The 11,093-nt window shown below is 38.3% G+C and carries 13 protein-coding genes; 12 read left to right on the forward strand and 1 reads right to left on the reverse strand.

The genetic code is table 11. The annotated features are described in order from the left end of the window. Positions 1 to 213: 213 nt before the first annotated feature. Entirely contained in the window at positions 214 to 1,461 is a 1,248-nt protein-coding gene (locus Q7O55_RS09105) for an aminotransferase class I/II-fold pyridoxal phosphate-dependent enzyme (RefSeq protein WP_303929862.1), read from the forward strand. 129 nt (positions 1,462 to 1,590) lie between these two features. On the opposite strand, the gene Q7O55_RS09110 is transcribed toward Q7O55_RS09105, so the two are convergent. Then, the gene (locus tag Q7O55_RS09110) at positions 1,591 to 1,860 is read right to left on the reverse strand and encodes a DUF896 domain-containing protein (RefSeq protein WP_303929863.1); all 270 of its coding nucleotides are present in this window, start codon (positions 1,858 to 1,860) and stop codon (positions 1,591 to 1,593) included. A gap of 123 nt (positions 1,861 to 1,983) precedes the next feature. Between Q7O55_RS09110 and nth the strand changes: the two genes are divergently transcribed. From nth to glyA, 11 genes are all read left to right on the forward strand, one after another. After that, positions 1,984 to 2,619 (forward strand): endonuclease III, encoded by a 636-nt coding sequence (gene nth, locus Q7O55_RS09115; protein WP_303929864.1) that lies wholly within the window; start codon positions 1,984 to 1,986, stop codon positions 2,617 to 2,619. A 1-nt stretch (position 2,620) separates the two neighbouring features. Then, positions 2,621 to 4,066 carry a hypothetical protein gene (locus Q7O55_RS09120; protein WP_303929865.1) on the forward strand — a complete coding sequence of 482 codons (1,446 nt, stop codon included), beginning with the start codon at positions 2,621 to 2,623 and terminating at the stop codon, positions 4,064 to 4,066. Between the two features lie 104 nt (positions 4,067 to 4,170). Further along, positions 4,171 to 4,440 (forward strand): YdbC family protein, encoded by a 270-nt coding sequence (locus tag Q7O55_RS09125; protein ID WP_004696187.1) that lies wholly within the window; start codon positions 4,171 to 4,173, stop codon positions 4,438 to 4,440. 79 nt (positions 4,441 to 4,519) lie between these two features. Continuing rightward, the gene (gene rpmE, locus Q7O55_RS09130; RefSeq protein ID WP_004696185.1) at positions 4,520 to 4,717 is read left to right on the forward strand and encodes a 50S ribosomal protein L31; all 198 of its coding nucleotides are present in this window, start codon (positions 4,520 to 4,522) and stop codon (positions 4,715 to 4,717) included. A 57-nt stretch (positions 4,718 to 4,774) separates the two neighbouring features. Continuing rightward, entirely contained in the window at positions 4,775 to 5,680 is a 906-nt protein-coding gene (locus Q7O55_RS09135; protein WP_303929867.1) for a DUF1385 domain-containing protein, read from the forward strand. 2 nt (positions 5,681 to 5,682) lie between these two features. Next, positions 5,683 to 6,765, forward strand: coding sequence for a peptide chain release factor 1 (gene prfA, locus Q7O55_RS09140; protein WP_303929869.1), 1,083 nt, complete (start codon positions 5,683 to 5,685; stop codon positions 6,763 to 6,765). Then, positions 6,758 to 7,627, forward strand: a complete 870-nt coding sequence (gene prmC / locus Q7O55_RS09145; protein WP_303929871.1) for a peptide chain release factor N(5)-glutamine methyltransferase — start codon at positions 6,758 to 6,760, stop codon at positions 7,625 to 7,627. The genes prfA and prmC overlap by 8 nt, the downstream gene beginning before the upstream one ends. A gap of 1 nt (position 7,628) precedes the next feature. Beyond that, positions 7,629 to 8,660, forward strand: coding sequence for an L-threonylcarbamoyladenylate synthase (locus Q7O55_RS09150; protein WP_303929872.1), 1,032 nt, complete (start codon positions 7,629 to 7,631; stop codon positions 8,658 to 8,660). Between the two features lie 112 nt (positions 8,661 to 8,772). Continuing rightward, positions 8,773 to 9,219 (forward strand): low molecular weight protein arginine phosphatase, encoded by a 447-nt coding sequence (locus tag Q7O55_RS09155; RefSeq protein WP_303929873.1) that lies wholly within the window; start codon positions 8,773 to 8,775, stop codon positions 9,217 to 9,219. An 11-nt stretch (positions 9,220 to 9,230) separates the two neighbouring features. Beyond that, the gene (gene rpiB / locus Q7O55_RS09160) at positions 9,231 to 9,668 is read left to right on the forward strand and encodes a ribose 5-phosphate isomerase B (protein WP_303929874.1); all 438 of its coding nucleotides are present in this window, start codon (positions 9,231 to 9,233) and stop codon (positions 9,666 to 9,668) included. Between the two features lie 45 nt (positions 9,669 to 9,713). Further along, positions 9,714 to 10,946 (forward strand): serine hydroxymethyltransferase, encoded by a 1,233-nt coding sequence (glyA, locus tag Q7O55_RS09165; protein WP_303929875.1) that lies wholly within the window; start codon positions 9,714 to 9,716, stop codon positions 10,944 to 10,946. Positions 10,947 to 11,093: the final 147 nt, after the last annotated feature.

An 11,093-nucleotide genomic window follows, 5' to 3' on the forward strand; every position in this document is an offset into this window, starting at 1 on the left:
TTATATATTTACTGTTTTATTGTATATTTGTTAACTATTTTTCCTAAATAAGGTACTTAATTTATTTTATATATATTTAATAAGTGTTGAATTACTAATAGTTAGTTAAATCTTCTATGTATACAATATATTTACTGAATATACGTTGTATATTTAAATCAGTTTAGGTATGATAAATATGTAATATTCATTTCAGATAGGATGGTGCAAGTTATGACAAGTGTTGCTGCAAAGCATGCAAAAGGGAAAAAATTAAAAGACGTGATCTTCGTAACTGCTGGTCAAGCTCAAGCTGATGCTAAAGAAAATGGCCGTGAGAATGTTGTAAATGGTACTTTAGGTGCTATTCATGATGAAGAGGGAAACTTAGTTTTTCTTAAGACCGTTAAAGAAGAATATTTGAGTCTTTCGGATTCTGAACATGTTGGTTATGCACCAATTGCGGGTATTCCAGATTTTTTGTGCGCTGCTGAAAAAGAATGTTTTGGTAATTTCCGTCCAGAAGGACATATTCGTAGCATTGCTACCGCAGGTGGCACTGGTGGTATTCATCATTTGATTCATAACTACACAGAGCCTGGTGATGAAGTATTAACAGCGGATTGGTACTGGGGTGCATACCGTGTTATTTGTAGTGATACTGGACGTACACTAGTTACGTATTCCTTATTTGATGAGCATAACAACTTTAATCATGAAGCATTCCAAAATCGTGTAAATGAATTGGCGGCTAAACAAACAAATGTGGTTGTTATCTTTAATACGCCTGGTAACAACCCAACTGGCTACTCCATTGAGGATAAAGATTGGGATTCTATCCTTAATTTCTTGAAGGAGCTGGTTGCTATTGGTCGAAATAATGTGATTATTGGTATTGATGTAGCATATCTTGATTACTCTGGTGAAAAAGATGAGGTACGTGCGTTCTTCAATAAATTTAGTCACTTGCCAAAAGAAATTCTCACCTGTGTATGTTATAGCTTATCTAAAGGATTCACTATGTATGGTCAGCGCGTTGGTGCGATGATTGGGATTTCTGATGATGAAGAAATAGCTGATGAGTTTTTTGAAGTTAACAAATCTACAAGTCGTGCTACATGGTCTAATATTTGTCGTCCTGCAATGCGTACAATGGCCAATATTGTGACTGATCCAGCTAAGTTTAAGGAATATGAAGCTGAACGAAATTGTTATTATCAATTAATTCGCAATCGTGCTGATATCTTTAAACAAGAAGCAGCACAAGTAGGACTTCCTATGTTACCTTACCGAGGTGGCTTCTTTATTACAATTCCTACAGACTCTGCGAGTGCTATCTGTGAAGAATTGAAAAAAGAGCACATCTATGTGATTGCATTAGCAAATGGTATTCGTATAGCAGCATGCGGTATTCCTAAATGTCAAATGACAGGTCTAGCTGAAAAAATTTATAATGCCATGAAACGTCTTGGTAAATTATAATACATAAGTAAATTATACTAAAAACCACTTGATACATGTATCAAGTGGTTTTTAGTATGTAGATATAAATTTGATTGAATAAACATAAAAGGATATTAGTAATGTAATCAATTTTGTTTATTTGTTACATTAGTGAATATCTTTATGCTCTTTAATATCTTGATCAGCTTCTTTTGCCAAGTTTTCAAGCGCTCGTTTAGGAGCGGTTCTTTCACCTGTTTCTGGGTCTATAAATTCAACGCGGTCCAAGGTGCTTGTAATTTGACCACGAATGAAGCTTAAGTAGATTTCGTATAGTTCTTTTTTTTCTGCTAATTCCTCTGTCGTTAATTCTTGACCGGATTTTTTCTTTGCGGCCAGTTCATTTATTCGTTTTAATGTATCGTTAATATTACTCATATGCGCCTCCTGTATTCTATATTAGAATAGCATGTTTTATTATAACATAGAACTTAATGAATACGTATGGTAAGATATAAGTTGTACGCGTCTGTACTTTCACAGGTGAGAAAGGAGAACTGTATGCGTGTAACAAAAGCGATAAAGGCAGAGCAGTTGAAACTGTTACAAGAGCATTATTTTGATGCAAAACCTGCCCTTGAGTATACAAATGAATTTGAATTATTAGTTGCTGTAGTTTTGTCAGCACAATGTACGGATGAACGGGTCAATATTGTTACTAAACGATTATTTCCTGAACTTAATCATCCTGCAAAGATGCTTGAAATCGGGGTTGCTAAGTTAGAGACTCTTATTAAAGATTGTGGCCTTTATAAGTCCAAGGCAAAAAACTTAATAGCTACTTGCCAGATTTTAGTTGAACAATATCATGGAGAGGTACCTCGTAAATTTGATCAACTCGTTGAATTGCCTGGTGTAGGGCGTAAAACAGCAAATGTTGTGGTATCTGTTTTATTTGGTACACCAGCCATTGCGGTAGATACACATGTATTCCGTGTGTCTAATCGATTAAAATTAGGTATTGCGAAAACGCCGGAAGAGATGGAACAAAAGTTACAAAAGGCAATCCCCAAAAAGGACTGGGCTGCTGCACATCACTGGTTAATCTATCATGGTCGTAGATTGTGTAAGGCTCGTAAGCCTTTGTGTGATGAATGTTTTTTAAATCATTTATGTCCTTCTGCAGGAAAGGTTTAATATGAAAGTAAACAATGAAGAATTTATTACCCTTTGTGCCGCACATGGTATTGAAGGTATCGATATTGTAAATGAATTAATGCGTTTTAATGTATTAGATCAATTGATTTCTAGCAATGCTAGCTCTCGCGAGTGGGGCGTAACACCAGAGGATTTATATGCATTGGCAGAAAAATCTACCGTTGAATCCTTTGGTCCTGTACCATATGATTTAACCACGTTCCAAGCGTTATATGGTCCGTCTTTTAGAGTAGAACTATTTGATTTTATCAGTGATACTGGTATTTTAGATGGTCTTGATGTAGGTACGCTTTGGGAAACACCAGTCCGTGAAAGCATTGAAGCTCATAGTAAAACAGGAGAGCTTGTTCTTTATGCTTATGTTGAAGAATATGCGGGAATGGTAGAGGAAATCCTTCAATCTTATGAAGATAAAAAAGTTGTTCTTTATACGGCTTCTCCAGTGTGTTATAGCATTTTGTCTCGTCTATATCCAATGTCTCAAATTATAAATCATTGGCCACATCGTAGCTATTTTGACCATATATTTACAGGTACAGTTGGTATGTTTCAATCTTCTGAAGATATCGTGGAAGAAGTGGCTAATGGATTGCATAACTTGGTTCCAGAGGGGACGGCGCAATTATTCTTACCTGCTACAATGGTGCAAAATCAATTGGGCTTAAATAATATGGCGTTGCAATTTTTCTTGAACCAAAAACGAGTGGAAGCTATACGAGAATGGATTCCACTAGGGGCTTATGAAATCGTATATGGCAAATATGATGTAAAAAAAATGCGCGTTGGTCTTCGTGAGCGGGTAGGGGCTGAATGGAAATCAATTAACTACATTCCTTTGCCTCACGGTGTATTTGCTCAACTCCCTGTATTTTCCGTATTGAATTATGGCTTATCGTTGCGTTCTATCTTGTTGCCAGGTGGTCAAACAGATGTGGCATTAGGTCAAGATGGTATTTATTGCATTGATAGCCGTGTATCTGAATTAGGTCGTACTACTCTAGTTGAAAGCGGAGCTTATTTTCTTACTTTTAAACGTCATACTGATCATATTGATGTAGATATTACGATAGAAGCGCCCGTAGATGATATTTACTGGATGTTCCCAGATGGTGAATTAGCATATATGTGGTATGCCTATTTCTGTAGCACTACGGGGCAAACATTAATTCAAGAAATCTCCATGCTTGTTCAAACAGACGAATCCTTCGGCTATATGCTTAGCAGCGTACGTCGTCGCGTATTAGATGTAAAGGATGAAGCCCAACTAATTGAATCTGTACAGGCTGCTGACGAGGCATATATCAAGGCTGTTACGGAGGCTACAACGAGCTGGAAAAAGACAGTAGATTCATTAGGTGTACAAGTTATGCCGCCTACAGCATCTATTGATATTGAAGATTACAGTGATTATAAAAAAGAATTGTAAATCATATAATTTTAGTTTAAAATATATCGTATCCTAAAAAATATAAACTACTAAATATAGTAGATACAAAACATAGCATATGAATATGTAAGAAAGGAGGATCTATGGCAGTTATTAATTTTGAGATCTTCAAGGTTATTGGTACTTTATCTGAAGATAAAGATGGTTGGAAAAAACAATTAACATGTACTAGTTGGGGAAAATACAATCCTAAGTTTGATCTTCGTGCTTGGGATAGTGAATATACAAGCATGAAAAAAGGTATTACCCTTTCTTTAGAGGAGCTTATTGCATTGCGTGACATCCTCAACGAAAGCGACTTGGAAGCTATTTTAGCTGAGGCTATTGAAGAAAAGCAAGCATCCAAGGAATAGCATTGGTTACTTGCATTTGTGCAAGTGTCATGCTATAATCTATAAGAATAATATTGATTGCTGGAAAGAGGTGTATAGAATGAAACAAGGTATTCATCCAGACTATAAAGAAGCTACAGTAACTTGCGGTTGTGGCAACACATTCAAAACTGGCTCTGTAAAAGAAGACCTTCGTGTAGACGTTTGCTCCAAATGCCATCCGTTCTTCACTGGTCAACAACGTGCGGCTCAAGCTCGTGGTCGTATTGAACAATTTAACAAACGTTACGGCAAATAATTTGTTTTGTAATGTAACATGTATTGGCAGGGCTGTTGGCTCTGCCTATATTTGTTTATGAGAGGAGATCTTGTGAACAGAGAACGTATAAAAAAGTTTGTCGGAGGGCAGGCTGTGATCGAAGGTGTCATGATGAGAGGCCCTGGCTATACGGCAACTGCCGTACGTGAGCCTGCAGGAACTATTGTAGTTCAAAAAGAGGCTACAAAGTCCATTGCTGACACATATCCAATCTTGAAAAAACCATTTCTTCGTGGCTGTGTAGCTCTCTATGAATCTCTAGTGATAGGCATGAAGGCTTTATCCTTCTCAGCTAAGGCCGCTGGTGATGAAGAGGAAGAAATGTCTAATAGTGAAATTGCCATTACCATGGTTATTTCTACACTATTTGCGATAGCTATATTTTTGGCATTGCCTACATTTATCGTAAAGTTCATTCCTGGTGTACAGGATAATCATATAGTATTAAATCTCATTGAAGGTGTCATTCGTTTAGTACTTTTCTTACTTTATATTTGGGGGATTGGTCTTACGAAGGATATCCAACGAGTTTTCCAATATCATGGGGCAGAGCATAAAACGATTCATACCTATGAATTAGATTTGCCGCTTACTGTAGAAAATGTTCGTCAACAAAGTCGATTGCATGCACGATGTGGTACAAACTTCTTACTTATCGTTATGGTTGTTAGTATCTTTGTATTTGCCTTCTTAGGCTGGCCTAATTTGTTAGAACGTATCGTAAGTCGCGTACTTCTCATGCCAGTAGTGGCAGGTATTGCGTATGAGGTTATTCGTCTTGCTGGTCGTAGTGAGCATTCCTTTGTGAAAGCTCTTATCAAACCAGGTCTTGCATTACAGTACATGACCACACGTGAACCAGAAGATGATCAAATTGAAGTCGCTATACGAGCTCTTGAAGAGGTTCGTCCGCCTGAGAGTGATGCATATGAAGAGGAATAAATATGTTAGTAGATAAATTACAAGTTATTGAAGATAAATTTATGGATCTGGAGCAGCGCATCAGTGACCCTGAAGTGATTGCGCGCCAAGATGAATGGCGTAAATTAACACGTCAACATGCTCAATTATCTGAAACAGTTGAAACATTCCGTACTTATAAAAAAGTATTAGCTGGTATTAATGAAGCTATGGAAGTTATTGAAGATAAATCCATGGATGACGAATTCCGCGAAATGGCACAAGAGGAATTGAAAGACTTAAAACCTCAAAAAGAGGAATTAGAAGAGAAATTACAAATCCTTTTATTGCCTAAGGACCCTAATGATGATAAGAATATTATCATTGAAATTCGTGGTGGTGCCGGTGGTGATGAAGCGGCATTGTTTGCAGGCGATTTGTTTCGTATGTATACAAAATATGCGGAAAGCCAAGGCTGGCGTTGTGAAATTATCGATGCTAATGAACCTGAACTAGGTGGTTTTAAAGAGGTTATTTTCTCTGTTGATGGTGAAAATGTATACTCTAAAATGAAATTTGAGTCTGGTGTACATCGTGTACAACGTGTACCTGCTACAGAAACACAAGGCCGTGTACATACGTCTACCGTTACAGTAGCGGTATTACCAGAAATGGAAGATGTTGATATTGAAGTTAATGAAAAAGACTTAAAAATCGACACGTATCGTGCGAGTGGTGCAGGTGGTCAGCATATCAATAAAACAGAGTCTGCTGTTCGTATTACACACTTGCCATCTGGTATCGTTGTAGCATGTCAAGACCAACGTTCTCAATTACAAAACCGAGAAAAAGCTATGCGTGTATTGCGCGCTAAATTACAAGACCAAGCTGAACAAGCGGCCATTTCTAGTATGGCAGCAGACCGTAAGAGCCAAGTTGGTACAGGTGACCGTAGTGAACGTATTCGTACCTATAACTATCCACAAGGACGCGTTACAGATCATCGTATTAACTTAACATTATATAAATTAGATGCTATTTTAAATGGCGATCTTGATGAAATTATTCAAGCCTTAAATGCTGCAGACCAAGCGGCAAAAATGCAGGAGGCCAATACAAATGCATAAGGAGATTTGGACAATCGGTCGTATTCTCCAGTGGACAGAGCAGTACTTTCAAAGCAAGGAGATGGATACACCTCGACTTGATGGGGAAGTACTGCTTTCTCACATTTTAGGCAAGGATCGTATTTATCTATATACCCATTATGACCAACCGCTTATTCAAGAGGAACTTGATGCTTTTAGACCTCTCGTTCAAGAACGAGCTAAGGGTCACTGTGTAGCGGCGATTATTGGGAAAAAGGACTTTATGGGATTGACCTTTAAGGTTAATGATAAAGTATTGATTCCTCGACCTGATACAGAAACTTTGATTGAGTATGTACTAGGCACATATCCAAAAGATAGCGATATGCGTATCCTCGATGTATGTACGGGTCCTGGTACGATATTGTTAAGTCTATTACACTACTTGCCGAATGCGTGTGGAGTAGGACTTGAAATATCTACCGATGCTTTGTCAGTGGCTGAGGAAAATTGTGAAAGGTTTAATTTAAATGATCGTGTTCAATTTATAGAATCCGATATGTTTTCTGGTTTGGTAGGTAAAACTGAGAAGTTTGACCTCATCGTATCGAATCCACCATATATCTGTACAGGGGATGCTAAATTATTGCCTCAGGACGTGTTAAATGAGCCTCATATTGCCTTATTTGGTGGTGAAGATGGACTTGATTTTTATCGTATTTTGACTAAATCATGCGGTATATATTTAAAATCGCAAGGCCGTATAGCTTTTGAAATAGGTTTTGATCAAGCTGAGGCTGTAAAGTCTTTATTAGAGGAAACAGGGCAGTATTCTAATATTCGATGTATTACTGACCTTGGTGGAAATGATCGCGTTATAACAGCTGTGTATGAGGGATAATATGGATACTCAAATTATTACAAATCCATCAGATCAAGAACTAGATATGCTTGCTCGCGCTTTGCGTAATGGCGAATTAGTGTCCATTCCTACAGAAACTGTATATGGATTAGGTGCTAATGGGTTAGATCCGGAGGCGATGGATAAAATCTACACCGCTAAAGGTCGCCCCTCCGATAATCCACTTATTTTACATGTTCCTAATAGTGAAAGTATAAAACCTTTAGTAACAGAGGTTTCAAATACGGCACAATTATTAATGGATACGTTTTGGCCTGGTCCGTTGACAATCACATTGCCTAAATCAGATTTAGTGCCAGATCGTGCTACAGGCGGGTTACCTCGTGTTGCTTTACGTTGCCCTGATCATGAGCTTTGTCGAGCTTTATTAGAGCGTGCTGGTGTACCTATAGCGGCTCCTAGTGCTAATATATCTGGACGGCCAAGTCCCACAACGGCACAAGATGTTTATCATGATATGAAGGACCGTATTTCCTATATTTTAGATGCTGGTTCATGTACGATTGGTGTAGAGTCTACTGTTGTGGAAGTCCATGATGATAAGGTCATTATATTGCGACCTGGTGGAATTACAAAAGCACAGCTTGAACGTGTTGTGTCTACGGTTGAGTATGATACTGCTCTAGTTAATGCTAACACTAAGCCAAAGGCTCCTGGCATGAAATATACGCATTATGCTCCTGATGCGCCTATGACAGTTGTTGTAGGTAGTCCAGAAGGTGTAGCAAGTACTTTCAAAGAGCTTTCTGCAGAGGTAGAAGGTCCCATAGGTTGTTTGGTAAGTCATGAAACGTATAACTTGATTAAAGGGGATACACGCTTTATATGCCATTGTTTTGGCCATCATAGTGATGCTTTATCATTAGGTCATGACTTTTACAAAAGTCTATTACATTTTAATGAAAATCATGTTACCCTAATCTTGGCAGAAGGTGTTGATGATGACGGTTTTGGTGTTGCTATTATGAATCGTATGGAGAAGGCATCGAGCCATCATATCATCTATAAGTAAATTTACTAGCATAAAAATGTCCACTGATAATAGAAATATGTCTTTACATATTGGATGAATTTGCTATAATGTATAAAGTAATCACAAAATGTGATTAAGTAAGGATGTTATTATGAATATTTTATTTGTGTGTACCGGTAACACTTGCCGTAGCCCTATGGCTGAAGGTATTACACGGGCACTTGCAGCGGAGCAACATAAGGGTGTTACCACTGTATCGGCTGGGTTATTTGCCGCTTATGGCGCAAAACCAACTGAACAAGCCGTGGAAGCCGTCCGTTCCATTGCAGATATTTCTGATCATGAATCGAGACCATTGACGATGGAACTCGTGAATGCAGCAGATCTTATCGTTGGTATGACGAAAGATCACAAATCTGTACTACTTCGCCAATTCCCATTTGAGGAAAATAAAATCAAAACGATTTCCGAGTGGGGTGGTCAAGATGGTGATGTTACGGACCCATATGGATCTGATCAAACCGTATATAATCAATGTGCGGAACAAATTTATCACTTAGTAGAGGCTGGTCTTACATCAGTGCCTCAGAAGGCGTAGGAGATGAAATTATGAAAGTTGCAATCGGTTGTGATCATGGCGGATTAAATTTAAAGGCATCCGTTAAGGAATTGTTAAATGCATTGGGACATGAAGTAGAGGACTTTGGCTGTCATACAGCTGATTCTTGCGACTATCCTGATATTGCTGTACCTGTAGCAAATGCAGTTGTATCTGGTCAAGTAGACAGAGGTATTTTGATTTGTGGTACTGGTATTGGTATCGGTATTGCGGCTAATAAGATAAAGGGTGTACGTGCAGCTCTTTGTCATGATTCATTTTCCGCAAAATATAGTCGTGCCCATAATGATGCGAATATCCTGACTATGGGGGAACGCGTTATCGGCCCCGGTCTTGCAAAGGACATCGTTACTATTTGGATGGCAACGGATTTTGAAGGCGGTCGTCATGAACGCCGTGTGGAAAAGATTAAAGCCTTAGAGAAGTAATACATCGTTACTTTATACGCATATATTCACATGAGGAGGATACTTATGAGTTTCTTAGAAAAACAAGACCCTAATATTCAAGCCGTTATCAATCAGGAGTTGGCACGTCAACGTGACAAATTGGAAATGATTGCTTCTGAAAACTTCGTTTCTCAAGCAGTAATGGAAGCTCAAGGTAGCGTATTGACTAACAAATATGCAGAAGGGTATCCTGGTAAACGTTATTATGGTGGTTGTGAAAATGTTGATGTTATTGAAACATTAGCTATTGAACGTGCAAAACGCTTGTTCGGTGCAGAACATGCTAACGTACAACCTCACTCTGGTTCTCAAGCAAACTTTGGCGTGTATTTCGCATTATTACAACCAGGTGATACTATTGTGGGCATGAACTTGTCCCATGGCGGTCACTTAACTCATGGTTCCCCTGTTAACGTATCTGGTACATATTTCAACGTAGTACCTTACGGTGTAGATGCAGAAACACAACAAATCGATTATGATGAGTTCCGCAAGATTGTCTTGGAAGCAAAACCTAAATTGATTATTGCCGGTGGTAGTGCTTATAGCCGTCAAATCGACTTCAAAAAAATGGCTGATGTAGCTCATGAAGTTGATGCTATCTTCATGGTAGATATGGCTCACTTCGCAGGCCTTGTAGCAGCAGGTTTACATCCAAATCCTGTAGAATATGCTGATATCGTTACTACAACAACTCATAAAACATTGCGTGGTCCTCGTGGTGGTATGATTCTTTGCAAAGAAAAGTATGCTAAAGCAATCGATAAAGCCATTTTCCCTGGCATCCAAGGGGGTCCTTTGATGCATGTTATCGCTGCTAAAGCCGTAGCATTTGGTGAAGCTTTACAACCTGAGTTCAAAGTATATGCACAACAAGTCATCGACAATGCAAAAGCGTTGGCTGCAGCATTGCAAGAAAAGGGCTTAACAATTGTTTCTGGTGGTACAGATACTCATGTTATGCTTGTAGATGTTCGTAATACTGGTTTAACTGGTAAAGAAGCTGAATACTTACTCGATGAAGTAGGTATTACATGTAATAAAAATACAATTCCATTTGATCCAGCTAGCCCATTTGTAACAAGCGGCATTCGACTTGGCACGCCAGCTCTTACGACACGTGGTTTGCAAGTGAAAGATATGGAAGAAATTGCCGATATTATTGCAGTGGTTCTTAAAAATCCTGAAGATAAATCGGTCCATGAAGAAGCTAGTAAACGTGTCGCTACACTTTGTGAAGCGTATCCATTGTACTAATCGATTACATTAAAATTACATTATATATTTATAGTCCTATAAGTTTATAGGTAGTATAAAAGGGGTGTGCCCTCGGCACATCCCTTTTAATATTTGTTCGAGTATAATACATTTGTGACAAAAGAATAAAAAATAAGAAGATTCTCT

It is taken from the genome of Veillonella parvula, assembly GCF_945949885.1.
Lineage (GTDB): Bacteria > Bacillota > Negativicutes > Veillonellales > Veillonellaceae > Veillonella > Veillonella parvula_B.

Bases quoted from the DNA above. Each gene is read 5' to 3' on its own strand.
- Q7O55_RS09125 (WP_004696187.1), top strand. From the start codon at position 4,171: ATGGCAGTTATTAATTTTGAGATCTTCAAGGTTATTGGTACTTTATCT.
- Q7O55_RS09150 (WP_303929872.1), top strand. From the start codon at position 7,629: ATGGATACTCAAATTATTACAAATCCATCAGATCAAGAACTAGATATG.
- Q7O55_RS09155 (WP_303929873.1), top strand. From the start codon at position 8,773: ATGAATATTTTATTTGTGTGTACCGGTAACACTTGCCGTAGCCCTATG.
- rpmE (WP_004696185.1), top strand. From the start codon at position 4,520: ATGAAACAAGGTATTCATCCAGACTATAAAGAAGCTACAGTAACTTGC.
- nth (WP_303929864.1), top strand. From the start codon at position 1,984: ATGCGTGTAACAAAAGCGATAAAGGCAGAGCAGTTGAAACTGTTACAA.
- Q7O55_RS09135 (WP_303929867.1), top strand. From the start codon at position 4,775: ATGAGAGGAGATCTTGTGAACAGAGAACGTATAAAAAAGTTTGTCGGA.
- Q7O55_RS09105 (WP_303929862.1), top strand. From the start codon at position 214: ATGACAAGTGTTGCTGCAAAGCATGCAAAAGGGAAAAAATTAAAAGAC.
- prmC (WP_303929871.1), top strand. From the start codon at position 6,758: ATGCATAAGGAGATTTGGACAATCGGTCGTATTCTCCAGTGGACAGAG.
- glyA (WP_303929875.1), top strand. From the start codon at position 9,714: ATGAGTTTCTTAGAAAAACAAGACCCTAATATTCAAGCCGTTATCAAT.
- prfA (WP_303929869.1), top strand. From the start codon at position 5,683: ATGTTAGTAGATAAATTACAAGTTATTGAAGATAAATTTATGGATCTG.
- Q7O55_RS09110 (WP_303929863.1), bottom strand. From the start codon at position 1,860: ATGAGTAATATTAACGATACATTAAAACGAATAAATGAACTGGCCGCA.
- rpiB (WP_303929874.1), top strand. From the start codon at position 9,231: ATGAAAGTTGCAATCGGTTGTGATCATGGCGGATTAAATTTAAAGGCA.
- Q7O55_RS09120 (WP_303929865.1), top strand. From the start codon at position 2,621: ATGAAAGTAAACAATGAAGAATTTATTACCCTTTGTGCCGCACATGGT.